The sequence below is a fragment of the Allobosea sp. 01N443 genome (genome assembly GCF_056399325.1).
Genome location: NZ_JBFTRC010000202.1, coordinates 1 through 24,557 on the forward strand (window position 1 = coordinate 1; position 24,557 = coordinate 24,557).

A 24,557-nucleotide genomic window follows, 5' to 3' on the forward strand; every position below is an offset into this window, starting at 1 on the left:
GCTCTCTATAGCCTGATCGCGCGCGACCTGGGCCCTCTCGGCGGCGCGTGAGGGGAACGCCATTCGTGCGGCACTCATTCCGATCGGTCTCATCCGGGTGCCGAAGGGAGCCTCCGCTGCGAGGGGGCTAGCCCGTTGGACGTGGCCGCATCTCACAGTGACTGACTCAAGTGGAGGCGCATTCCGCGACGACCGGAGTGACACCCGAGGTTATGCGTTCATGAACGCTGGGGGAACTCGCCCCACTGCTGGCCGCTGGTCCGCTGCGAACCGATCAGCGAGCAGTCAGGTCTTCTTAATTGCGGCCAAGCCTGCAAGGGTGTAATCTCGCCGAGCGCTGATACTGCTGCGCAGTTGCCATTCCGCGTGCCTGTTGCCGATTGGAATGACGCTTGAGCGATACTTGTGCCGTAAGTTCTCATCAGAGAAAAGAGCACCCTCATTCTGTAATAACATCCCTGCCGAGCTGCTCGTCCGGGATCAGGCGCAGTGCCTTTTCTCGGTAGTGACGATCGTTTATCGGTCTCAATTCCGTATCCATACTTCGCTTGAGGCCAAATTTCCGACAGTAAATTGAAATAATTCAATCTTATACGACGATATAACCTGCAGAAATTTCTCGTATTGGCGTGTTCATGCGTCTACTTCAGCGGAGTAACCCGCCATGAGCATCAATCTCGTATCAATCATCATGCAGTTCCTGTCGCCTGATCTGATGTCCAAGCTGGCTGCATCATTGGGCGTGGACCAGTCTTCGGTTGGCAAGGCGACCAACGCCGCTGTCCCCGGCTTGCTGGCGACGCTTACGGGTGTCGCATCCACGCCGGAGGGATCACGCAAATTGTTCGACACGGTTTCGCAGCAGAATCCGGGAATGCTTGACAGTCTCGCCAGCATGATCGGCGGCTCTGACCAGAAGACAGTCGCCGACAGCGGTACGAATATGCTCTCCTCGCTCCTCGGAGGTTCGGCGATGTCCGGACTTGCTGGCGCGATCTCGAAATTCGCGGGCCTCGGCGGCGGGGCAAGCTCCTCGTTGCTTGGCCTTTTGACGCCGGCCGTGATGGGAGCACTGGGGCAACAGAAGTCGGCGGCGGGATTGGATGCGTCAGGCCTCGCCCAGATGTTGACGTCACAGAAGGCGAACATCTCGGCTGCCTTGCCCGCGGGCTTTGCTGACATGCTTGGCAAAGCTGGCCTTCTCGGCGCTGTCGGCAGTGGCGCGAGCACTGTCGCGGACACTGCAAGGTCGACAGCGTCCACGACCGGCGCCATGGCCGATCGTGCGGCGGCACAGGCGAGAACCGGTGGAATGCCGGGGTGGCTGACATGGGCCTTGCCGATCCTTGCGGTGCTTGCGGTAGGCTGGTGGTTCTTCGGGCGTCATGCGCCCGTCGTCGTTGAACAGCCCAGGCCTGTGGCAACTCAGCCGGTGCTGCCGGCTCAAACCGCTATTGGACAGGCAGGCGCCGTGGCAACGCAAGCGCTGCAGTCCCTGCAGAACGTGACTGCCGGCGGCGTAAACGTCGGGACCGAGATTCAAACGGCGATTGATGGGCTCGCAAGCACGCTCAAGGGCGTTACGGACGCGGCCTCAGCAAAGGCGGCGCTGCCACGGTTGCAGGGCGCGGCAGCCCAGTTCGACAAGGTCAACGGCGTGGCCAGTCAGCTGCCTGCCAGCAGCCGCTCCGCGCTGACGGCCTTGATCGGCGCCGTCAGGCCGTCGCTGGAGGACCTGTTCACCAAGGTGCTGGCGATCCCCGGCGTGGCCGAGATCGCCAAGCCGACGATCGATGGTGTGCGGGCGAATCTCGACGCGCTGGCGCGGGCCTAGCGCGAGGCAGGCCGTTCGTGATGTTTMGATAGCGCGCCGAGCGCAGGAGGCCGTGATGGCGATCAAGGCGAACTTTGGAGCAGATGAATGGAAATTGATCCTGGGCAGCCCGCTATTGGCCGGCATGGCGGTCACGCTTGCCGAGCCTAACGGGCTGTGGGGCGTGTTCAAGGAGAGCCTGGCCAGCGGGCGTGCGCTTCTGAGCGCCAGGAGCGACGCGGACGCGGGCGAGCTTGCGAAAGCCATTGTTGCCGACATGGAGAGCTCGGAAGGGCGCGGCGAGGCACGCGAGTCGCTTCGCGCCGAACTGGCAGGAAAGACCCCGGCAGATGCGAAGCAGAGCATTCTGGCAATGCTGACGCGCGTAGCGCAAATCGTCGACGCCAAGGCCCCGACCGAAGCTCCTGCATTCAAGACATGGCTCTCGCATGTGGCAGAGACGGTGGCGGAGGCCTCGAGCGAAGGCGGCTTCATGGGGTTTGGGGGAACCCAGGTCAGCGCGGCGGAGAAGGCCACCCTGACCGATGTGGCAAAGGCGCTGAGCGCCGCTTGAGTGAGACGCATCACGCAAGCGCATGCGTGAATGAGATAGGAGATTGACTGAGTTTCCAGGGAGCGCTGCACGGCGGCGCAGCCCATGAGCCCTTTCGAAGGGCGGGAGAGTTGGCCTGGGTGCAATCCGGCCCGCGGCGCAATGAGTCGAAACCGTCGTCGCAGGCTTGGGGTGCACCGTGCCCAGGCGATCAGTTCGCGAGGATGGGCCTATGAAACTTGCGCGAAGCTGTAGGCTGCTCATCATTGGCATGACCAGCTTTCTTGTGGCCCAGCCCGCCCAATCCGCCGGTCTCCTGGATGACCTGGCGCGCGCACTGTTCGGGCAACCCCGGCCGCCCCCGCAAGTCTATTTCGTTCCACCCGCGCCGCTGAGCGTGACCGTCCACCCCAAGCGGCGGCAGCAGCCGCGCAAACTCGTGGCGTCCAAGCCGACCGCGCCGGTGGTCAAACTCGATCCGGCCGTTGATCCATACTGGTATCTGGATGACCCGACCTTGCGGCGCGGCGATATCGTCGTGACCCATGCGGACGTGCTGGTCTTCGAGGGCCGCGCCAGCCAGAGCCATCGCGCCAGCGATTTCACGGCCCTCAACCGATCCCGGCTCGTGTCGAAAGCGACGCAGCAGCGGGTTGGCGCGGCTACCGGCGCCCACACGTCCGTGCCGCCAGCGGGCGTTCAAACGATGGCGGCTCGCGACCCGGCAAACTGATCCGCAGTCACTCGTGGCGTTGTTCGCAGTCGGTCCCGGCGCGCTGAATATCCTGCTGCGCAGTTCGTGCCCCGCGCAGACCACTGAGGCCCCGTATCCGAGCCGCCGCGTGCGGTGACTGGCTGGCGGGCAGTCACAAAGCTGCGACGGTGCGGAAGGCGTCGTCCTGGCTCCGCCGCCGGGGGCGCTGCCCTGGCATCGAAAACAATGTAGAATGCGACCGTGTCCACCCCGGCATGACACTCTTAACTGTCATCATGCCGCGCATGGGTGAGAGCCCGTCACTCCGACCTCATTGGTTCCCGGGAGCGTGCGTAAAACTGCGCGTTACACTTCCTCTGGAGTAAACCCAAATCATGCACTAATAATCAACCAGACCTTGGTATGAACCGATCGTTGAAGTCGTCGCGACGCAGACGATCTGAGTGCAGGAAGCTTGGCAGTGCTCCGGACATGCATCGTACTCGCGGCCATGATGGTCGCAATCCCAGTCAGTGCTCGCGAAACCGTTACATATAAGGGAGATGGGACGCCAGGCGCCATCGTCATCAAGACAAAGGAACGGCGGCTTTACCTGGTGCAGGGAGACGGAACCGCCATTCGCTACAAGGTAGCGGTCGGGAAGTCATCCAAGCAATGGCTCGGAGCGGTCGAGGTCGAGGGTAAGCATGTTGCGCCTGCCTGGTCGCCTCCCGATGAGATCAAGCGGGACAACCCAAGTCTGCCGGACGTCATCCCGGGAGGCTCCCCACGAAATCCGATGGGAGCGCGCGCGCTCACATTGTCCGGCGGAGGTCAGTACGCGATTCACGGCACTAACAGGCCGGATTCCATAGGCACCTTCGCGTCCTATGGCTGCTTTCGCATGTTCAATGACGACATCGTCGATCTGTTCGACCGCGTCGCCGTCGGTACGCCGGTTATCGTCCTGCGCTGACAGGCACGCGCGCAGCGCTTTTCGGCGTTGCCACCCGCTGCTCGTCGCGCATATGCGAATGAACAGCGGGATGACCTCGCGGCTTACTGCTGAAGGGATGCCGGCATTGCGTCGTCTCTGGCGCGCCCGGCGTTGACCGCGCGCAGGCTGGCGATGTACTCAGCCGGGTAGAGCATTGTATTGTCAGGGGCCTTCAGGCCCATGTACTGCGCAACTTCGCCAACCCATCTGTTGCAGTTATAGAGCACGGCATGCCAAGCCGTCGGCTTCCGCTGCTTCTGCCTGATATAGGCCGCTACCCGTTGATACTGGGCTTCGGTCAACAGAACCCGGTACCGCGCCGAGATGTATTCATCCTCCAGGTCGCCGTCGCTGGGGCCTGTCTCCGCTGGAACGGGAAGGACGTGCCCGACAGACCAGAGCTGCGGGCCTTCGCCGGCCGGATGCAGGCCGGCAACCTGATCTGCCCGAACCTGGCCGACTTCGCCCCGTGCGTTCAGCCGGCCATAGACGAGAAAGGTATGGCCGTAGCTCAGTGCATAGCGCGACCGAAACTCGACGAAGTACTGACCGCTTCGCTGGTCAGCCTGCCGTCGGGAGTGCCGGGATGCCGTCCTGCCGACCGAGCCGGTCGCCCGTGGGTCGGGCGCGATAGCCTCATCGCTGGCCTCGGGAGGAGGCAGGTAGCGATCCTCCTGGGCACTGGCAGGAGCCAGCCAGAGAGGCAAAGAAATGGCAGCAGCACAAGCAAAGAGAATGCTGGCGCGCGCCAGATTGTTTGATTTGTTCCGCATCGCAGAGCTCCGGTTTCCGGAAGAAGAACAGCCTCGGCGATAGGCACGACAACAGCAGTAGCCGTGTCATCAAACTCCCGGAAGAGTTTCTAATCAAATGAAGAAAACGGCCGGATTGTTCCGGCCGTTTTCAGAATATCGAGCGTCAGCCCTTCGTAACGATCGGAGAAGCAACTGGAGGGGGAGCCTTCCCCTTGCCCTTGCCAATACCATAAGTGGTGCAGCCACCAACGCCCACCAACGCAACGGATACAGCCAAGATCATAAGCTTTTTCATTGATTCGCCCTCGTTGAGAACATTGCAACTATGACTGAAACAAGTTCGGCTACTAGTGCGGATGCGCAACACCAAACCCACTTCCTTGCCCCGGATCGCGGCAGTGCGGCACAACGTCGAGTATTCCAAATATCCTCAGCACTTTCAATCGGCTAAGGCCGGGTTTTGCTGGAGCGAAGACGTTCGTGGTTTCCGGAGGCTGAACCGTCCGAAGGTGCTCTAGCGTCCTCGATGCTTCGCTCATTGTTCCCGAGCAACGCCCTTAACCGCTGGAGTTCATTCTTCGTCCAGGCGAAGTCGAGTCATGCAAGGTCGAAGCTAGAGAACTCTTAGCCCGCCGCCAGAATAGACATGGATCCTTCGCCGCACAGCGTACTGGTGGCGACAATATCGCCACCAACGCGCGACGAGCGCATCGGTATGTCACCTGACCTTCATCACTCGGTTGACCGGGCCGATCGCAAAGGCGGTTCCCTTGCGGAGTACTCGGCAGAATGCCTGGGCAGATCCGGCGTTCTCCGCCGCTTCACCCTCTTGKGAGCCAGAGCGACGGAGCCCTCTGCGCGCGTAGGTCGCGAGACTGTGACCTTGCCCTCAGGCGTGGAACCTTGGCATGACGCGCCCGGTCCGCGCCATGTAGTCGCCATATTCCGCACCGAACGCATCGAGCATCAGGCGCTCTTCCTGGCCGACGCGGAAGAAGTACAACGTTCCAAAACCGACCAGGCCGGACAGCCCGGCGATAAAGTTGGGCAGCAGGAGAGCCTGGGCAATCGCCCACAGCCAGAACGCCGAATACATGGGGTGCCGGACATAGCGGTACACGCCCTCCGTCACGAGCCGATGGCTCTCGCGGAGATCCAGAGACACGGACCAGTTGCGGCCGAGAGCCCGGTGCGTGAGGTGGAACAGGATGAGCGCCGCGATCGTGGCGAAGGCTCCGAGCCAGGCGAGAGCCGGCTCGAACGGGTAGTTCGCAACGCGCGGGAATCCGGTCGCGACATAGATGAACGGCAAGAGTCCAAGGCCCGTGAACGAAATGCTCAGCAGGATGATTTCCCGCAACCCGCGGGCGCTCCGGGAAACCGGGGTCCGGCGGGCGCGTCGCTCATGTGGAATGCGGATGATGTACCAGCCAACGGCAAGCAGGGCGTAGATCGCTTTGGCGATGCTCAGGGTCATCGCTTGGCGACCTCGGTGCTGTGATCGCCCGTCAGGGCCGGGGAGGGGGAAACGAGAAATCGACCGTCGGCATCGAGTGCTTGCATGGCACCTTCCTTGGCATTGACCTGTTGTTCTGCAAAGAGCGGCCCGCAGACGAACATGAAATAATCATACGGCGCGCGCCGATCATTGCCCCTGACGAACTGGCAATGCATCCGGTACCAGTTCTTGCGAATGCGGGGATAGCGGGCCGGATCAATCATGCGCCTGATGCTGACGCTGCGAATGATCGGTGAGCCCGTGGCGGCCAGACCCATCAGCGGCAGAGGATCGGCCCGGTAGAAATTCATCACGTCCGAGCGCGCCTGGTAGTCGGCCCAGAACACGGCGCGGCAGGCGCTCACGCGCTCGACCGCGGCGCGGAAACGACGGGCGGCGCGATGAAGCCCGATCTTGAGGGTCGACGATCCTACGGACAGAAACGTGAGGCGAGGACGGTCGTCCTGCTCCTCGAGCCCGAGCTCGATGAAGCCCCAGATAAACCCAACGATCGGCGGCGAGAAACAAGAGGAGGAAGGCGCCGATTGCTGCCAGTGCTCCAATCGCGCTGGAGTCGGTGGCTCGCGCCAGGGCCACCCCGCCAGCAAGCGAAAACGCAGCAATGATCGCCAGAATCAAGAATGGATAGAGGAAGAACATCGCGTAGCGCCAACTGGCGCGCAGATAGCCCCAGAGCGCTCCGGCCACGATAAAATCGACGAAGGCGAGGAGGCCCTGAGGAATGCGCCACCATATCGGGCGCCTGTTCGTGGCCTCCACCACATCGTCCCATCTGATTGCGCAATACTCGGTTTCGACCCGCCAGTTGGGGCCGGTCGTGAGCACTTGCCAGGTCGAGACGTCATCGCTGTTGGTAGGCTCCGACGAAACCACGGCGGCCGCCCACGCACGCTCAAAACGTCGCGTTTCCCTGACAAAGCGACCATGCACGACCGCGGGCTGCGCATGATCGTAGCCGCCGATGTGATACACGCGACGCCTGAAAACATTCGAATCCGCCATCGCCGGCTATCCTGCTCCCAATGCGTGGCCTGCGCTGTTTGTTAGTGGATCGCCGGCACTTGCGCCAGCGAGCAGCGATTCAACCGAGGGCGCAAGTGGACGACGCAGACGACGTCACTTTGTGTTCGCGAAAGGCGATCGGCCCCTTCGTACGAGCAGAAGCTCCCATTTCCCAGGACGTAGAGGCTCTCCGCCGGGGGTATTGGCCTATGGAATGAGTGACCGCGGATGAAGCGCTCGGCGAGGGCGTGCCGTCATGAGGCGGGCATGATCGGGGAGGCAGTCGCGGTCCTTCTGCCTGATTCGCTCGAACAGTGTCCGCTCCGTATAGGGTGCTACCGCCCGGTCCCAGAATAGCCGAGCCCGCGCGATATCTCGTCTGCGGCCTCCATGACCTGCTCCGCCATGAGCTTGATCATCTCGGGTGTCAGCCGGGTCGATGGCCCCGATACGCCAACCGCAGCCTCGACCACGCCGTCGGCGCGCCTGATCGGGGCCGCCAATCCATAGACGGCGCCGCGCCATTCGCCGAGGTTGACGGCATAGCCCTGCGAGCGGACCGCTGACAGTTCGTGCTCGAGCCCTTCAAGGCTATTGATGGTCCTTGGCGTGAAGGCGAGAAGATTTCGCCCAATCTCTTCGATGACATGCGAGGGTTGAAACGCGAGAATCGCCTTTCCGATCGCAACCGCGTGGGCCGGAGCCTTGCCGCCGACATCGGAGCTGGCATGAAGCGGCTCGGGGCTATCGATTTTATCGATATAGATCACATCGGCCCCAGCGAGGACCGACAGGTGCACGGTCTCGCGCGTGCGCAGGGCGAGTTCGGAGAGGTGGCGCTGCGCTTCCCGCTTCAGCTCAAGTCGGGCGAACAGGCCGACACCCAGCCCCCACAATTTCAGTGATAGCCCACACCGCCCAGTGTCGGGCTCGCGGGCGAGATAGCCCGCATGCTCAAAGACGGCCAAAGCGCTTTGAACGTGGCTTTCGCCCAGTTCGGTCTGCTCCGCCAGATCACGAACGCTCCTCGGCTGATCGCTCTTGGCCAAGGCTTCAAGAATCATCAGGCCGTCTTGAAGTGTTCTGTCCATAGGGCGGGGCACCAGACTCCCAGATCCGAACGGCATTCCAGACGTCAGGGCGCGTGTCGTTCACGCTCTCCTGCCGATTTCAGCCAGTATTCATGTCTGCAACACCATGAAACCTGCCCGAAACAACACTGAAGAGCAAGGGCAGCGACGGACCGCGCGAGCCTCCCGTTGCGAGGACCAGACGGTGCTTGTACGGCCGGTGCGTCAGGATGTCGTGGCCAGCTAAGTTGAGCCCGGCGAAGAGCGGTTTCAGGTCCGGGCGCCACTCTCGAACCAGAGAGGCGGCCGGCATCGAGGGCCAGCGGGCTCGGCAGCGCCGTCAGCTTTCCATGAGCTCCAGCAGGAAATAAGTCGYCGGGCCGGTCGGGAGATCGTTCGACAGGCGAAAGGAAACCGGGCCTGTGCCACGGGTGATCGGCGGTTTCACCGTTCCGTCGAGAGAGACAGGTGAGAGCTGCCATCGCGGCGCCGTCCTGTTGATCCGCAGATCGACCTGCCCCTTGCGGATCAGGACCGGAAGACGCCCGAAATCCTCGATGACCTTCTCCTGCCGGTCGCGGAAGGTCATGCCGGTGTTGCGGGCATCGGTGGCGAAGATCAGCAGGAAGCGGCTGCCCTTGGCGAGGGAGGCCGGCCTGTCGAGCGAGGCCAGGGCGACGAGGCCGTCACCCTCCGCGGCGTCGACGCTCATCGTTCCCAGCCTGGCCGGCAGGCTCTGCGCGGAGAAGGCGAGGGCCTCCGTCGCGGGCGTCGAAACGCGCAGCTGCCGGCTTGGGCGGCTCAGGACGATCTCGCCGGTGTCGCTCTGGTAGAGCCCCGCCGCGATATCGGTGGCATTTCCTTGCGGGAGCGCGCCGCTCTTCTTCAGCCTGTCGATGATCGCAGCCGCGCGATTGGCGTCCCGAGGCTGAAGGACTGCGATCTGTTCGCCGATGCGGTCGGCGGCCTGCAATCCGATCCGCCCGACCAGAGCCAGATCCGTCAGTTTCTCAGGCTCGCGGGCCTRCATGTCCGGGCCGAGATCATCCTCGCCGCGAACCGCGAACGGGATCGTGATCCGGGAGGTGGAGACATCGCCGCGCCTGAACAGGAGTGCGGAGAGGGTCTCGCCGGCGCGGGCCACGGGGTCGAGTGCGATCGCGTAGGGCAGCATGGCCCGCTTGTGCGGATAGGGCTCGCCATAGGCGAGAATGATCGGGCCGTGGGCGTGCCGGCAGAGCACGTCCCAGCCCTGCAGTGCGGCATAGGCCGGAAAGACGAGCCCGCCCTCGTAGCGATAGCGATTCCAGAACAGGTGATCGTATTCGCTGACGATGAACGGTTTTCCGAGCCAGCGCGCCGCCGCGATCATACGCATCGCATTGGCGCCGTCGCCGACCGAGCTCTGCTGGAGCAGCTTGCTGCCGGGCGCATAGCCCCCGATCCAGTCGTGATAGGTATTCATCGTCACGGCTTCGAGGCCACGCCTGCTGAGGGCGGTCTGGATCGTCGGCCAGTTATTGTAGGTGCTGATCAGGCCCTTGTAGCCAAGTGTGCGTAGCGCCTGGCTCATCCTTGCGGCGGATTCGGTCTCGACCTCGATGAAGAAGGCCTGCAGGTCGCGCATGCGCGCGCTATCGGCGTAACGGTTGCCGGGCAGTGCGATCGAGCCATTCTCCAGTCGCTCGGTCCAGCCGAGCCCGCCCCAGGCCTTCGAAAGAGCAGCCGTCGACGCATAGCRCTTCGCCAGCCAGCGATTGAAGGCCGTCCCGAGCATCGCGTCATACGGTGGCTTGCCGGGCCGGTCCTGCACGACGCCCTCGAACTCGATGCCGTTCTCATTGACCAGGATGACCAGCGCCAGCGCATCGTCATGGATCGGCGCGATGCCTGTATGGGGATTGACCCGTGCGAGGAATTTTTCGGTGAAGGTCTTCCAATGGGCGAGGGCGGCGTCGTCGAGATGCAGTGCGAGCTTGAGGTTGCCGGCTGGATCCCAGCGGTCGTCATAGCCGCCATAGGCGCCGCGCCACGAGGTCATTCCGTCAATGATCCAGTAGATGCCGTTCCGCTTCAGCGCGGCGAGCAGATAATGGATGCGGTCGAGCGTGTCGGGGTCGAAATCGAAATCCTTGCCGCGGCCAGACATCAGCGATGCGTCAAGGAAGGTTAGCCGGGCGATGTTGTAGCCGTGGCGCGCGAGCTGCTCTGCGTAGCGGTCGGCCCCGGCGCGATCAGGGAAGCCGCCCGAGGCAGGGCTCCATGCCAGAGAGGCGCAGAACAGGCGTTCCGGTTCTTCGGGCGCCTGGGCGAGGGCGAGACGGCCGTCCTGCCGCGCCACCACCCGCTGGCCCGCGCCGATGGAGCCCTTTGGCCCGATCGCCCGGCTGGGCAGGAGCGCGGAGAAGTCGAGCGGGCTGCCGGGGCGGATCTCCAGCGACACTTCGCGAACGGGCAACCATTGGTCGGCGGCGATGGCGCAAGGCGCGTTGGCGGTAAGCGCCAGCACCGCAGCCAATGAGGAAAGCAGTCTCTTCATGCCGACCAATCCCTATCCGGCGAACCCTGGACGATCCCGCTGCGCCTTCAGGGCCGCGACGGGCCGTGCAGGATGTAGGATTTGGTGAGGCCTGCGATCTTCTCCCGGACCAGATTCGCCCCAGGCGCATAGGAGCGGAACTCCTTCAAGGTCAGGATCTGAATCTCCTCGAAATACTCCCGGATGTGCTCCTCGGAGGGTTTGGACAGGAAGCGCCACGGCGACAGCCTGACGGCATGGCGGGCGAGCGGACGCGGCAGCCAGTGGAGGGCTGGGCAGAAGAAATGCGGTTCGATTGGGAAGACGAAGGCCGGCGTCTGGATGAAGTAGTAGTTCGAGACGCGGTTGATCTCGCGCACGAGATTGGCTCGTTTGGCCGGCGGCACGTGCTCGATCACCGAGTTGCACACCGCCACGTCGAACGACTTGTCCTCGAAGGGAAGGCGGTCTCCGTCATAGACGATGACCTTCACATCGCCGAACGAGCCGGTGAACGAGCGCGCCTGGCCGTCGTCGCGGATGTTGACCAGCGTCAGGTCCTTGGGAACGTCGGCCGGGTCGAGCTTTTCCCAGAAGTGCCTGGAGCCGCCGACGTCGCAGACCTTGAGCGAGGTGAATTCGGGGATGGTCTCCCGAAACAAGCCGCCGCGCCTCCTCCGGAAATATTCCGACGAGGAATGCACGATCCGGTCCCAGAGCGAAACGGTCTTCTCCACAGTGTCGTCGGTCATGAAGGGAGCTTTCCTGAGGTGTTCGTGGCTCGGCTGCGCCCGTCAGGCGGCCGTTCTCGCCGGTTCATGGATGATGCGGCTCTCGATCGGCGCGGCAGGGGRCCGCCGCCGCCGCAGGAAGCCCACAGGCAGCGCTGCGGCGTGGAAGAACCAGGCGACAACGGTGTAGAGCCCCATCCCGAGCCCACCCTTGCGAAGGCTCATCAACGCGACGATGCCGGCAAAGACCGCGAGGACCAGCCCGAGAGCCAACGCCTTGTCGGGCAGGAACAGCAGGATCGCGATGGAGAGCCCCCACCAGAGATAGACCGCGCTCCATAGCTTGAGCTCGGGGAGTTCGCGCAGGAGCTGGAAGAAATAGGGTTTGCCGAGCGACGCGCGCAGCAATTCGCCGGCACCATGCAGATACTTGTTCTTCCAGCGCCTCGTCAGGAGCCTGTAGGAATTGAGCGTATGGCCGAAATGCTGGACGAAGCGGCGGTCGAGCCGATGCAGTTTCCATCCGCGGCTCCGCAGGCGGATGCCGAGATCGATCTCCTCATGGCCATGCAGATTGCGGTCCGAGAGATAGCCGGCCTGCTCGATCGCGCTGCGCCGGTAGAGCCCGCCACCATTCATCCGGTCGATCGGGCCGGTTCTGTTCTCGGGTCCATTGCGCTGCACGCGTCTCGCGTATTCGAGATTGGAGACCAGCATCTCCTCGACATGTCCGGTCACGCCGGCCACGGCAGGGTTCTCGACGAGAAAACGGATGGCAGCATCGAGAAAGCTGGCATCGACCAGCATGTCTCCGTCGATCAGGCAGATGTACTCGTGGCGGGAATGCTGGAAGCCGAGCTGGGGCCCGATCCCGCAACTCGGCCGCGCCGGCGCAACGATCTGGGCGATCACGACCGGGTAGCCTGACGCGATCTCGACGGTGCGGTCGGACGAGCCGCTATCCGCGATGACCACCTCGCCCTGCAGGTCGCCAAGCGCCGCCAGCGCGCTCTCGATCGTCGCGGCGATGCGCTTCTCTTCGTTCAGGGTCTTGATGATGATCGAAACGGCCAATCGGGCCTCCAGTGTCGATACGAGCGCCACGACGTCAGAAATCCGTGAGCAGCCTGCTCCAGCTTTCCGATGCAAGGCCGCCGAAATAGATCTCGTTGCGGAGCGTGGCGTCCTTGATCTCGGCATGGCGCGTGACAAGGCAGAAATAGCCGCGGTGCTTGAAAGACAGCCAGCGCTGCCGCGATATTGCGTTCATCAGGAATGGCTGCGCCATCCCGTTCGCCTGGGCATAGCCCTCTGCGTCCAGATGCGCAAACATCTGGCCGGTGACGTCAAACTCGTGGCCCGCCGCGCATAGGAGGTTCAGGACGTTGGCTTCCCGACCCGTCTTGCCGAAGAAGAGGAAGGCGCCGATCACGCGGCCGTCCTCGGCGATCACGGTCCTGTACTGCAGGGAGCCGAGGCCCTGATTCAGCGCGGCGACGCCGACGAGCCAGTCGAACTCGGGCTTTGACCAGACCGGCCGGATTGGAAAGCGTTCCATCATCGGGCCGGCGCAGCGGAAGAACTCCTCCGGACTGGCACTGATCGTCCGGCAGCCCGCCGCCGCGGCCGGGACCAGCGAGCGCCTTCGACGGCGCAGCAGGCCATCGAACAGGCCGAGAAGGCGCAGGACGCCAGGGGACCGCGACAGCGGCACGTAGCGGCTCCACGCGATGGCCCCGGCAGCAAGCGGCCGGAACGTGCGCTGCCATTCGAGGCTCTGTACCGGCAGAACCACACCGCCTCCGGCAACCCAGTGATCGGCGCTGACCGGCGAGGCGTTGTCGGAGAAGCAGAGATCCTGCCGGGCCGCGCGCATCTGCCGGGCAAGGCGCGCCGCTCCTGCCGCGCCCTCCTTCCCATCCGCCATGAAGGCGCAGAGAACCTTGGCGATGATCGGGCGACCATGGACGGTGAATTCCATGGGAAGGGCAAGGATCGCGCTGGCAACGTTGCCGGCAGCACTGTCATAGACGATGCTGCCATGCTCCGGCCGGTAATGCGGGCTGCCGAAGAAGACCGTCTCAAGATATCCTTCCAGATCCGGCGCGACCTCGCTCTTGTGGCTACGGAAGGTCTTGCTGAACAGTCTTGCGATGATTGGGATATCGCGCTTCGTCATCGGGCGGACGCCACAGCCGCGCGGAGGGCTCTCCTCGCCATTGGTCGGGAGGGATGACTGCAGATTCTGTTGCAGGTCAGCGTCCATGCGCGATCCCCGCAGAGAGACCTTGCTTGCGCGCCTCCTCCCTGTCCCTGTTCACGACATGCAGGAGTGCCCCCCAGGCCGCAGCCACCATGGCGATCTCGATCACGTAGAATGAAACGAAAGTCCCGGTGGGCGGGGCATACCAGGTCGCGCAGGCGGCAACCGCGGCGCCGATGACGCTGCCAAGTCCCATGACCGCGGCGCGGGTCGGCTRGTGGCCCGACGCTCCGAGCGCCTCAACCGCCACGGACCACATCGCCAGCGGTATCACCACCCAGCAGAGAGCCCTGACGAAGGAGACGAGCGAGACATAGTCCTTGCCGAACAGATAGGGCAGGACCGGCGCCAGCACGAAGACGGCGATCGCCGCCGCGATGCTGATCGCCGTGGCTGCAATGAAAACCTTCCTGACGCGGGGCAGGGCGTGCTGCAGGCCAGCCGCCGTCGCCTTGGCCGAACCCGGGTAGACCAGGCGATTGAGCGCCTCGACCGAGAGATAGCTGCTTTCCAGCATCCGTCGCGCCACGCTGTAGCTCGCCACGATTTCGGCTGTCGCGACGAGGCTGAGCACGAGCAGGTCGGCGTTCTGCCGGATCGCCCGCAGGATGAAGGGAATGCTGAAATAGAGCCCGAGCGGCAGCTCATGATGCGGACCAGCATGATATTCGTGACGAGCATCAGGGTGATCACTGCGACATTCGTCGCCGGATCGCTGGAGAGCGTGAAGAAAAAGGGCAGAGCCACCGCCCCGAGCAGGACCAGGAACACACCGCTGGCGGCCGTCAGGATGATGTTGTGGCCAAGCATGTCCGGATAGATCGCCCGGTCGCGCGCCACGCGGCGAACCAGGCACTCCATGGCGCCGAGCCCGCACATATGGACCGCGATGTTCGAAATCGCGGTGATGGCGACGAAGAGGCTGAACTCGTGGACGCCGAGCCAACGGGCCAGGATGGCGAAGGTCAGAAGCTGTGCGGCGGAACTGATGACGAGGCTGCCGCCTGACGCGGCATAGGACACGAGCATAGGCAGAAACGCTCTGCGATGACTCGATCCTTTCGCGTTATCCGAAGCCATCCGGTCCTGCCTTTGACAACAACCGAGATAGCGGCACTCGGTGGCGTCCACCATCGACAATACGGCCAGTAACACGCAGAAATGATTGTGCGGTTAACACCCTCCGTTCACTTCATTTCAGCCTCCGTTTACCTGACCGCCATAGTTTTTCGCGGATGAATAAGGCGCTCAGCAAGGGAAGGGGCGTTCATGCCGCGCACAGTGTTGGATTTCGACGGCAAGCCCCGGCCCGGCCTGCATCGCTTCATGGGGGTGAGCCTGGAGCTGGCGCCTGACGTTCTCGTGCCGCGCCAGGAAACCGAACTCCTCGGCCAGAGAGCAGTCGCGATCCTTCGCGAACGGGCCGCTGCCGAGCCGATCGTGGTCGACATGTGCTGTGGCTCGGGCAATCTCGCTCTGGCGATCGCAGCCGAGATTCAGTCGGCGCGCGTCTGGGCCGCTGATCTGACCGACAGCACCGTCGAGCTCGCCCGCCGAAACGCGGAGCGCCTGACATTTCAGCACCGTGTCACCATCAGGCAGGGAGATCTGTTCTCCGCTCTCGCAGGCGATGGCCTGGAGGGGGCCGTCGACCTGATCGTCTGCAACCCGCCCTATATCTCCACGTCGCGCCTTGAGGGGGAGAGCGCCCATTTGCTCGAGGCCGAGCCGCGCGAAGCCTTTGACGGCGGCCCTTATGGCATATCGATCCACCAGCGCGTGATCCGGGATGCCGTAGCCTTCCTCAAGCCGGGCGGCTGGCTGCTGTTCGAATTCGGCGAGGGCCAGGATAGGCAAGCGGCGGCGCTCATTGCCAGGACCAAGGCCTACGAATCCATGACCTTCGCCGCGAATGAGGCGGGAACGCCGCGGGTTGCCCTTGTCCGCAAGCTCCCGGAGTTCGGGCAGGCAACGTCCGAAGCGACAGGCCGACCGGCATGAGCGAGATCCGCCCGCTGGGCRCCGCCGATATCCCGGCGGTTACGGGGCTCTTTCAAAGGATATTCCGGGATCGCGGCGTGCCTCCGCCTCCCACGCTCGCGACCTATCTGCGTCGACACTATCTCGAAGCGCCGGGTTGCGATCCCGAGATCGCCCCCCTCGTCCATGTGTCTGGTGAGGGCGACATTTCGGGTTTCGTCGGCGTCAATATGCTGCCGATGATTCACGGCCRCCGCAAGCTGCGCGCGGCGATCTGCGGTTCCCTGATGGTCGAGCGGCGGGTGAGCGACCCGATGGCCGGCGCGCGGCTGCTCAAGACCTTTCTCGCCGGGCCGCAGGATCTCTCGTTCAGTGAAACCGCCAGCGAGATCTCTGCGCAGATGTGGACGAGGCTGCGCGGGATCACCCTGCCGCAGTACAGCCTGGACTGGGTCCGCATCATCCGGCCATCGGCCTTCATGCTGGATCTGGCAGCGAGCCGGATCGGTGCGGTGCGGCTGCTGAACCCGGTCTCCCGGGGACTCGATCGCTATCTGCGCGGCAGGATGCAGGACAATGATCTGCGCTGGTCGGGCGTGCCGGAAAACTGGCATGTCAAAGGTGGTCTCAAGGTCGCCGAAATCGATCAGCCCGGCTTTGCCGCGCTTGTCGCTCCGCTGACGGAGCAGTTCGCGCTGCGTCCGGATTGGTCAGGCGAACAACTCGCCCATATCGTCGCCGAGGCGTCCGAGAAGCCCGATTATGGCGAGGCGGTGTATGCGTCGGTCACCTCGGCCAGCGGGGCGCCGATCGGCGCCTTTCTCTATCACGCCCGCCCGGGGCGGATCGCGCGCGTCCTTCAGGTTCTTGCCAGGCCAGGGCAGGCAGGCCCGGTCATCGATTGCCTGATCGGTCACGCGGCGACACGCGGCGTTGCCGGCTTGCGCGGCCGCACGCAGCCCGCGCTGCTGGAAGCCATGCTGGGCCGGCGCATTGCCTTCACCCACATCGCATCGACAGTCGTGCATTCGCCCGATGAGGAGCTCGTTCAGGCCTTCCGCAACGGGCAGGGCTTCCTGAACGGCTTGGCGGGCGAGCATTGKAACCGCCTGAACGGCGGCAGCTTCGACTAGTTTTCGCGCACCGAAGGCGGACAGGCCGCCGCCGGTGCGCTGGCCTCAATGTGCGATCTCGTCCACCGGGCGCACGAGCTGCGGCCCCAGGTGCAGGTAGCGGGTCGCCTTGCGCTTGGCTGCAATATCGGCCCAGACCCGTTCGACCTCGACGGCCGTCAACTGGGTGGCAGTGCCGACCTCTTCGGCGGTGAGGCCRTGATTGAGCCCGTAGAGGCACAGATCCATGCGGTCATAGGGCAGCGAGAAGTAGAACTCCTCCTGCGTCTGCTCGAGGGTGTAGGTGTCGGTCGTCGGCGGCCGCCTGCGGATCTCTTCGGGGATGCCGAGATGAGCCGCCAATGCATAGACCTGGCTCTTGTAGAGATGGGCGATCGGCTTCACGTCGGCGGCACCGTCGCCGTTCTTCACGAAGAAGCCCTGATCATATTCGAGCCGGTTCGGCGTGCCGAGCACGGCAAAATTCAGCCGGTCGGCGTGATAATATTCGATCTGCTTGCGCGTGCGCTGCTTCATGTTGGTGGCGGCGACGATGCCGAGATAGACGGCAGGCGGCATGCGTAGCTTCGTCTGCCGGCCTTCGGGGTCCTGAACGACCAGATACGAGATGTTGTAGCCGTCGCCCGAGAGCGAGTTGGCGATGACGATCTTGGACGCCCAACCCGGCCCATACGCGGGTACGAGCTCGCGGATGAAGCCGTCGCGTCGTTCATAGCACCCCATGGCCTGCAGCGTCGGGCCGATATCCTCGACCGCAGCCTCGATCCCGAACGTGTCGGCGACCAGCCGGCCGAGCCGGAGGCTTTCAGGATCGGAATCGTTTTCCGGCATGAACAGGCAGAAGACGTTCTTGGCGCCGACGGCGCGGACCGCCAGCGCGACGGACACGCTGGAATCGATGCCGCCGGACAGGCCGAGCACGAGCCCGCGCTTACGCATGCCGCGCAACTGCCCACGCAGTTCGGCGACGATCCGCTCCGTCTCCGCGGCGTTGTCGATCGTCAGCGTGGCAGCCGAGAAGGCGAGCAAGCTCGGGGCAGGGGGGAGGTTCATTCCGCTGCTCCCAGCGTTTCGGCGGCCAGYCTGCGGCTGACCTTTCCGGTATCCGTCTTCGGCAGTTCGGTGCGGAACGCGATGATCCGCGGCACCATGAAATCCTCGAGATGGACAGCGCAGTGGCGAATGATGTCCCGCTCGCTCAGGCTCGCATCCGACAGGACGACGAGGGCGGCAATGGCCTGGCCGAGCACCGGGTCGGGCACGCCCATCACCACCGCTTCGGCGATGCCGGGATGGCCGTGCAGCACCGCTTCCACTTCCTTCGGAGCGACCTTCTCGCCGCGCGTCTTGATGATGTCGTCCTTGCGGCCGACGAAATAGAGGAAGCCCTCCTCGTCCGTCCGGAAGAGATCGCCGGTGTGGAGGCGCTTCTCCCAGGGGTTCGGCCCTGGGCGCAGCATCTGTGCCGTTGCCGCCTCGTTGCGCCAATACCCTTGCATGACATGCGGGCCGCGGATCACCAGCTCGCCCGGCACGCCCGGAGCCACGCGGTTGCCCTCATCGTCGACGACCAGCGCCTCGGTGTTGGGAATGGCGATCCCGACCGAGCCCGGCCGGCGGTCGAGTTCTTCCGGCGGCAGATAGGTGCAGCGCTTGCATTCCGTCAGGCCGTACATCGAATAGAGCCGTACGCCGGGGAACAGTTCACGCAGTCGAGCGATGTGGGCGGGCGGCAGGGCTGCGGCCGTGTTCGAGAGATAACGCAGGCTCGGCAGGAACCCCGGCTCGAGATCGCGCATCTGCAGGATCATCGCGGCCATCGTCGGCACGAGCGGAAAACCAGTGACATTCTCAGTGCGAATGCGCTCGAAGATCGCCTGCGGGAAGGCGAAGGACTTTTCCAGGACGAGGGTCGCCCCAAGCTTCATCGCCATGAGGAACTGGTAAAGGCCGTAGTCGAATGCCAGCGGCAAGACGTTGAGGATGATGTCGTCGGGCGTATTGCGCAGATAGGTCGTGATCGAGTCGGCCGCCGCATCGATATTGCGATGCGTCATCATCACGCCCTTGGGCCGGCCCGTGGAGCCCGAGGTGTAGATCAGCATGGCAAGGTCGATATCGATGCCGCCATGACCGACTGAAGCGGGCGAGCCCTTCAGGCAATCCTCGAAGGACACCGCGCCTTCGAGCGGCCGGCCGGCCGGCGACTGCGTCGAAGCGACAAAGAGCGCCTGCCCTGGGACCAACGCGCGCGCCTGCGTCACAACCGGCAACAGTTTCGCCTGCGTCAGGATCGCGGCGGCCTCGCAATCGCCGATGACATAGGCCAGCTTGTCGGCCTTGGTCGAGGCGTTGATCGGGCTGAAGGTCGCGCCGGCCTTGAGAACCGCGAAGATCGAGACGGCGGCTTCCCAGCAATTGTCCATGAAGACGAGGACGCGGTCGCCCCGCTTCACGCCGCTTGCGGCGAGCGTGGTGGCCAGCCGGCTGGAAAGATCATCCAGCTCGTCATAGCGCAGCCGCCTCTGGTCGGTGACCAGCGCCGTTTTCGCAGCCTGTGCGGCGGCGTTCGTGACGAGGAATTGCTCGATCCGCATGAGCCTGTTGCTCCGCCCCTAATCGTTACGCCGTGACCGGAGCGGATACTTTCGACGCGATGAAAGCCGAGATGCGATCAAGCGAATCCAGGTTTGCGGGCACGATATCGGCATCGGCCACGGTGATCCCGTAGCGATCCTCGATGAAGGCCACGAGCTCGAGCACCCCGGTGGAATCGATGACGCCGTTCTCGATCAGCGACGCCGTACCGGCGAGCTCATGGCTGGTATCGCCGAACAGGAAGTTCTCGACGACGAAGGCCTTCACGCTGTCCCTGATTGTGTCGCTCATGTCTGTTCCTTTCCCGGCCGGTTTCAGGCGGCCTCTGATCTGCGGCCGCTCGTGCCGGTGAATGTCTGCAGCCAGAGCTGCGTCGAGAGGATGCCGACAAAGGCCGCGTTGTCGCGAAAGCCGGAGGCTGGGCGCGCGCTGCATTTCTCGTGCAGCTTTGCCACGGCCTTGGGATTGAACAGGCCGCCGGCTGCGACCTGCGCCTCGCCCATGGCTGCCCGGACATAATCGGCAGCACCCGCTCCGACGAAGGAGTGACTGTCCGGCGCGCGATAGGGCTGCTTTGCCCGTCGGCTGATCGAGGGCGGCAGCAGGTCCTTGGTCGCCTCGCGCAGGATGTGCTTCTCGACAAGCCCCTTCAGCTTCATCTCGGGGGGAAGCCCGGCGGCGAACTCGACCAGCTGATGATCGAGGAAGGGGAAACGCCCCTCGATGCCATGGGCCATCGCCATGCGGTCGCCCTGGCTGGACAGGATATAGCCCGGCAGAAGGAAGCGGGCCTCCAGATACTGCGCCTGATGCAAGGGGTGCCAGCGGCTGAAGGCCTCCGGCAGACGCGAAGCGAGTTCCTCGGCCGCGTCATAGCCCGATAGCGTGGCACGCAGGTCGCCCGAGAAGAACAGCTTCGTTGCCGCCGTGCCGTCGAGCCGCGGCCGATGCGAGAACAGCGGATCGTCGAGTGCCGCACCGTTCGCCCCGAAGAACGATGCGAGATATTCTGCGGATTGTTGCCTGAGGCCAGGCAGATAGGGATAGAGCTTGCGAAACAGGTGCGGCCTGATCCGGGAGCCGGGCTGCCTGCCGCAGAAGCGCCGAACCCGGGCCTCCTTGAAGATGTCATAGCCGGCAAAGACCTCGTCCGCGCCTTCACCCGTCAGCACCACTTTCAGCCCGGCCTCGCGCACCAGGCCGGAGAGTTTGAAAAGCGGGGCAGGTGCGGTTCTGAGGATCGGCCGCTCGGTGAAGCGGATCACGTCGGGAAAGACCGCGGCGATGTCGCCCTCGCCGCAGGCGACGGAACTGTGCTGCGTCCCGAGTGCCCGGGCCATTTCCATCTGGAAGGCGCTTTCGTCATGCTCGGCGCTGTCGAAGGTGACGGAGAAAGTCCTGAGGCCGCCAGGCGCCATGCCCGCAGCAAGCGCAGAGGTGATCGAGGAATCGAGCCCGCCTGAGAGATAGGAGCCGACCGGGACATCGGCCCGCATGCGAATCCGGGTCGCCTCGGTCAGCAGGGCGCGCAGTTCCTCTGCCGCAGCGCGTTCATCGGTGTGCCGGGATGGCGCATCCCGGTCGGGATAATCCAGGCTCCAATAAGGCCGCGTCGAGACGCTGCCCTCCTGGACGATCATGAGATGCGCTGGTTCCAGCTCGAAGATGTCGCGGAAGGCCGTGCGCGGCGCGATCGGCGCCCATAATGTGAAAATCTGGTCGAGGGCGACGGGATCGATCTCTGCACTCACGCCCGGGACCTGAAGAAGCGCCTTGACCTCTGAGCCGAAATAGAACCGATCGCCCTGCCTTGTATAGAACAGCGGCCGGACGCCCATGCGGTCCCGGGCCAGAACCATGCGGCGGCGCCGGCCATCCCAGAGCGCGAAGGCGAAATCGCCATTGAGGACGGACAGGCAATCCTCGCCCATCTCCTCATAGAGATGCAGGATCACCTCGGTGTCGCTCGACGTCCGGAAGCGGCGCCCCTTTGCGCGCAGCTGCTCGCGCAATTCGACATAGTTGAAGATCTCGCCGTTGAAGGCGATCGTCAGTTCACCCGTCGCATCGGACATCGGTTGCTGGCCATCCCCCAGGCCGACGATCGACAGTCGCGCATGTCCGAGACCTGCGTCCTTCGCCGTGAAGAGCCCTTGCTCGTCGGGACCGCGATGCGCAATCGCGGCCGTCATCCGTTCAAGGAGTTCCCTCCCATCCCGGACCGCGCCGAAATAGCCCCCAAATCCGCACATGCCGAGATGCTTCCAAGTCCTTCGTGTCCGGTTGAACTATAGCCAATCCTGGGCGAGCAAGCGTTAACGCTTGGGGATATCCATGCGAATGGTAAATTTCGAAGCACCCGGCAAAGCCCCAAGTTCTTGATTAGACTTCGGATCAAGGCCGAAGATCGACGTCCCAAGGGATCTGATGACGCAGCTGGACTTTGCCGCAAGATCGAGGGCCGGATTGTCGTTCCCGGATGCGGTGTTCTCGTTGCGATTAACGTAAAATTCAGGGCCGGAGCATACCCCTAGGGCATGTTTACGGGGGATAGGCGCGTCTCTTCCGTCTAGAGTTGCGTGCTGAGGGCGAAGCGGATGTACGGGCCGAAGGAGTCGGAGCAGCGACAAGCGCCTCTGCCGACAGGCCATTCCCGGATTCGCTCGGAATCGCTGCGCGATGATGCAGCCTCGTCTTCTGGCGCACGCTCCGATCCGTCGTCTCACTCCCCGCAGTCGAGCCGGGCGCAAGGTTCATTCGGGAGTGGAAGCCCGATTGCCCGTCTCCGCTTGCTCGCCGATGTCGGGGCCGACGACATCCTCGTCTGGCTGCGGCGGGGAATAGGCATGATCGTTGCCGCCATCGTCATCTGCGTCGCCACGGCGCTGGTCTATGCGGTGACGACGCCGCCTCGTTATACCGTCTACACCGATATCCTCATTGATCCCTCGAACCTGAACGTCGTCCGGGACGACGTCTTCACGACCAATCCGCAGCGTGATGCACAACTGCTCGAGGTCGAGAGCAAGCTCAGGGTCCTGACCTCGCGCAACGTCCTGGCACGGGTCATAGACCGGCTCGACCTGACCAATGATCCGGAGTTCGTGCAGCCTGGCTATCTGTCGGCGCTCAGGAGCCTGATCTCGTCCAGGGATGCCAGTCAGGACAATCGCCTTGCCGTGATGCGTGCGTTGGCCGAACGGGTCGAGGCGCGGCGCGAGGAGCGCTCCTTCGTCGTGGTCATGAAGCTCTGGGCGGAAGACCCCGAGAAGGCTGTCGCGATATCCAACGCGATTGTCGAAGCCTTCGAGGCCGAGCTTTTCCAGTCAGCGGCCGAAAGCGCCGGCCGGGTGGTGAAGAACCTCAATAACCGCCTGGATGAGCTGCGCCGCAACGTGACCGAGGCGGAGCGGAGGGTGGAGGATTTCCGGCGTGCGAAAGGGCTGCAGTCCAATAATGGCGAGCTCGTCAGCACGCGGCTCTCGGGCGAGCTCAATACGCAGGTTCTGGATGCACAGCAGCGCTTCATTCAGGCGGAATCGCGCTACAGGCAGATGAGTGCAGCGATCGCAGAGCGGCGGGCAGCCAGCGCGTCGATCTTCGATTCCGCGACCATGACGAGTCTGCGAGCGCAGTATAATACGCTGCAGCAGCAGATCGGGTCGATCAGGGCGACCTTTGGCGCGCGCCATCCGCAGCTGATCACAGCATTATCCGAACAGCAGGTGCTCGAAGGAGCACTGTCCCGCGAAGCCCGCCGCATCTTCGAAGGCGCGAAGGCCGACTTCAACAGGGAACAGACGACGCTCAGAGTACTGCAGGACAAGGCGGGCGACGGGAAGTCGAACGTCTTCACCGACAACGACGCCGAAGTGCAGCTGCGCGATCTACAGCGCGACGCGCGCGCCAAGGCGGCGATCTACGAAACCCACCTGGCGCGTGCCCAGCAGATCGGTGAGCGCCAGCAGATCGACACCAGCAATGTGCGTGTGATCTCGTCACCGATGCCGCCCAAGGCGCGTAGCTGGCCACCTCGTACGTTGATCCTGCTGGCGGCGGCGGTGATGCTGGGCCTTATGCTCGGGATTGCAGCGGCCCTGGCGCGTGGGGCCTGGACCTATATCCGTCACCCGCAGCCCGCGGCTGCTTGAGGGGCGGCCATGGGAAGCGCCGCCAAGGGGGAGGCAGATCGAGGAGAGAAGCTGAGGGAGACTGTCGGCACCGCCCTGTTCATGGCGATCTTCCTGTTCTTCTGGATTTCCCTCAATCCCTTCGTCGACCTGACCGGCGAGGCCGTGCTGGACCCCAGCGCCGGCAACTCCAACCTGATGAACCAAGTCGTGTCGCTGCTGCTGTTCGCGGGCACGCTCGCCTACGGTTTGCTTCACCCGATGCGCAGCATCATCCTGCAGCCGCGCGTGCTGTTGGGCCTGCTGTTTGCCTGGTTCTTCCTGGTTTCGCTGATCTCGTCCTACCCCATGCTCGGGATCAAGGGGACCGTTCTCGCCGTCATGGTGACGGTCAATGCCAGCATCTATCTGCTGCTGCCGGCCTCCGAGAGGCATTTCGCCAAGACGCTGGGCATCGGTACGCTCATCATGCTGGGGGTCAGCTATTACGGCATCCTGTTCAAGCCGCTGCTGGCGATCCATCAGGCTTCCGAGCTGCGCGAGCCGATGAATGCCGGTTTGTGGCGCGGGCATTTCCCGCACAAGAACAGCGCTGCAGCGGCAATGGTGGTCGCTTCGTTCTTCGGCCTCTTCGTCATGAATGCCTGGTCGCGGATCGCGGGCATGACGATCCTGTGCCTGTCGTTCCTCTTCCTGATCAATACCGGCGGCAAGACCTCGACGGCCATGCTGCCGGCTATCCTACTGCTCGCATGGGTCTGCGAGAAGGTTCGCTTCCTGCGCCTTCCGATCGTCATCGGC

20 protein-coding genes and 2 pseudogenes are annotated in these 24,557 nt (G+C 63.8%); 8 read left to right on the plus strand and 14 right to left on the minus strand.

Translation table 11 applies throughout. The annotated features are described in order from the left end of the window. Nucleotides 1–664: 664 nt before the first annotated feature. From AC1DRP_RS30875 to AC1DRP_RS30890, 4 genes are all read left to right on the plus strand, one after another. Nucleotides 665–1,834: a DUF937 domain-containing protein gene (locus tag AC1DRP_RS30875; protein ID WP_476770483.1), complete on the plus strand. Its 1,170-nt coding sequence runs from the start codon at nt 665–667 to the stop codon at nt 1,832–1,834. A 55-nt stretch (nt 1,835–1,889) separates the two neighbouring features. Beyond that, on the plus strand, nt 1,890–2,387 hold the full coding sequence (locus tag AC1DRP_RS30880) for a hypothetical protein (RefSeq protein WP_476770484.1): 498 nt from the start codon (nt 1,890–1,892) through the stop codon (nt 2,385–2,387). A gap of 211 nt (nt 2,388–2,598) precedes the next feature. Beyond that, the gene (locus AC1DRP_RS30885) at nt 2,599–3,099 is read left to right on the plus strand and encodes a hypothetical protein (RefSeq protein WP_441490907.1); all 501 of its coding nucleotides are present in this window, start codon (nt 2,599–2,601) and stop codon (nt 3,097–3,099) included. Nucleotides 3,100–3,571: 472 nt separating this feature from the next. Beyond that, nucleotides 3,572–4,036 (plus strand): L,D-transpeptidase, encoded by a 465-nt coding sequence (locus AC1DRP_RS30890; RefSeq protein ID WP_441491071.1) that lies wholly within the window; start codon nt 3,572–3,574, stop codon nt 4,034–4,036. Nucleotides 4,037–4,119: 83 nt separating this feature from the next. On the opposite strand, the gene AC1DRP_RS30895 is transcribed toward AC1DRP_RS30890, so the two are convergent. The 10 genes and pseudogenes from AC1DRP_RS30895 to AC1DRP_RS30940 all read right to left on the minus strand — a co-directional run bounded on the left by AC1DRP_RS30895 (nt 4,120) and on the right by AC1DRP_RS30940 (nt 14,995). Further along, nucleotides 4,120–4,830 carry a hypothetical protein gene (locus AC1DRP_RS30895; protein ID WP_476770485.1) on the minus strand — a complete coding sequence of 237 codons (711 nt, stop codon included), beginning with the start codon at nt 4,828–4,830 and terminating at the stop codon, nt 4,120–4,122. Between the two features lie 871 nt (nt 4,831–5,701). Beyond that, nucleotides 5,702–6,289: a protein-S-isoprenylcysteine O-methyltransferase gene (locus tag AC1DRP_RS30900; protein ID WP_476770486.1), complete on the minus strand. Its 588-nt coding sequence runs from the start codon at nt 6,287–6,289 to the stop codon at nt 5,702–5,704. Continuing rightward, nucleotides 6,286–6,534, minus strand: a complete 249-nt coding sequence (locus AC1DRP_RS30905) for a hypothetical protein (RefSeq protein ID WP_476770487.1) — start codon at nt 6,532–6,534, stop codon at nt 6,286–6,288. Before AC1DRP_RS30905 ends, AC1DRP_RS30900 begins: the two co-directional genes overlap by 4 nt. Further along, nucleotides 6,527–7,333 carry a hypothetical protein gene (locus AC1DRP_RS30910; RefSeq protein WP_476770488.1) on the minus strand — a complete coding sequence of 269 codons (807 nt, stop codon included), beginning with the start codon at nt 7,331–7,333 and terminating at the stop codon, nt 6,527–6,529. Before AC1DRP_RS30910 ends, AC1DRP_RS30905 begins: the two co-directional genes overlap by 8 nt. Nucleotides 7,334–7,668: 335 nt before the next feature. Then, a complete protein-coding gene (locus tag AC1DRP_RS30915; protein WP_441490903.1) occupies nt 7,669–8,397 on the minus strand; it encodes an IclR family transcriptional regulator in 729 nt (242 codons plus the stop codon). A 346-nt stretch (nt 8,398–8,743) separates the two neighbouring features. Next, nucleotides 8,744–10,942: a glycoside hydrolase gene (locus tag AC1DRP_RS30920; RefSeq protein WP_476770489.1), complete on the minus strand. Its 2,199-nt coding sequence runs from the start codon at nt 10,940–10,942 to the stop codon at nt 8,744–8,746. Nucleotides 10,943–10,989: 47 nt separating this feature from the next. Then, a complete protein-coding gene (locus AC1DRP_RS30925; RefSeq protein ID WP_441507054.1) occupies nt 10,990–11,673 on the minus strand; it encodes a class I SAM-dependent methyltransferase in 684 nt (227 codons plus the stop codon). Between the two features lie 42 nt (nt 11,674–11,715). Continuing rightward, the gene (locus AC1DRP_RS30930; RefSeq protein WP_476770490.1) at nt 11,716–12,726 is read right to left on the minus strand and encodes a glycosyltransferase family 2 protein; all 1,011 of its coding nucleotides are present in this window, start codon (nt 12,724–12,726) and stop codon (nt 11,716–11,718) included. Between the two features lie 34 nt (nt 12,727–12,760). Then, nucleotides 12,761–13,918, minus strand: coding sequence for a GNAT family N-acetyltransferase (locus AC1DRP_RS30935; RefSeq protein ID WP_476770491.1), 1,158 nt, complete (start codon nt 13,916–13,918; stop codon nt 12,761–12,763). Continuing rightward, a pseudogene (locus AC1DRP_RS30940) lies at nt 13,908–14,995 on the minus strand (lipopolysaccharide biosynthesis protein). Before AC1DRP_RS30940 ends, AC1DRP_RS30935 begins: the two are co-directional and overlap by 11 nt. Nucleotides 14,996–15,184: 189 nt before the next feature. Between AC1DRP_RS30940 and AC1DRP_RS30945 the strand changes: the two are divergent. Then, nucleotides 15,185–15,916, plus strand: coding sequence for a N5-glutamine methyltransferase family protein (locus tag AC1DRP_RS30945; RefSeq protein ID WP_441490897.1), 732 nt, complete (start codon nt 15,185–15,187; stop codon nt 15,914–15,916). Beyond that, nucleotides 15,913–17,028: a hypothetical protein gene (locus AC1DRP_RS30950; protein WP_476770492.1), complete on the plus strand. Its 1,116-nt coding sequence runs from the start codon at nt 15,913–15,915 to the stop codon at nt 17,026–17,028. Before AC1DRP_RS30945 ends, AC1DRP_RS30950 begins: the two co-directional genes overlap by 4 nt. A 45-nt stretch (nt 17,029–17,073) precedes the next feature. Here AC1DRP_RS30950 and nadE read toward each other — a convergent pair whose 3' ends face one another. Genes nadE through asnB form a run of 4 tightly spaced genes read right to left on the minus strand, consistent with a single transcriptional unit; the run spans nt 17,074 to nt 21,878 of the window. Further along, on the minus strand, nt 17,074–18,081 hold the full coding sequence (gene nadE, locus AC1DRP_RS30955; RefSeq protein WP_441507060.1) for an NAD(+) synthase: 1,008 nt from the start codon (nt 18,079–18,081) through the stop codon (nt 17,074–17,076). Next, nucleotides 18,078–19,625, minus strand: a complete 1,548-nt coding sequence (locus tag AC1DRP_RS30960; protein ID WP_441507061.1) for a class I adenylate-forming enzyme family protein — start codon at nt 19,623–19,625, stop codon at nt 18,078–18,080. Before AC1DRP_RS30960 ends, nadE begins: the two co-directional genes overlap by 4 nt. Before the next feature lie 25 nt (nt 19,626–19,650). After that, nucleotides 19,651–19,917: an acyl carrier protein gene (locus tag AC1DRP_RS30965; protein ID WP_441507062.1), complete on the minus strand. Its 267-nt coding sequence runs from the start codon at nt 19,915–19,917 to the stop codon at nt 19,651–19,653. A gap of 23 nt (nt 19,918–19,940) precedes the next feature. Then, nucleotides 19,941–21,878 (minus strand): asparagine synthase (glutamine-hydrolyzing), encoded by a 1,938-nt coding sequence (gene asnB, locus AC1DRP_RS30970; protein WP_441490892.1) that lies wholly within the window; start codon nt 21,876–21,878, stop codon nt 19,941–19,943. Nucleotides 21,879–22,223: 345 nt separating this feature from the next. Between asnB and AC1DRP_RS30975 the strand changes: the two genes are divergently transcribed. Beyond that, nucleotides 22,224–23,777, plus strand: coding sequence for a GumC family protein (locus tag AC1DRP_RS30975; protein WP_441507063.1), 1,554 nt, complete (start codon nt 22,224–22,226; stop codon nt 23,775–23,777). Nucleotides 23,778–23,786: 9 nt separating this feature from the next. Continuing rightward, nucleotides 23,787–24,557: pseudogene (locus AC1DRP_RS30980) on the plus strand (O-antigen ligase family protein); the annotation flags it as partial.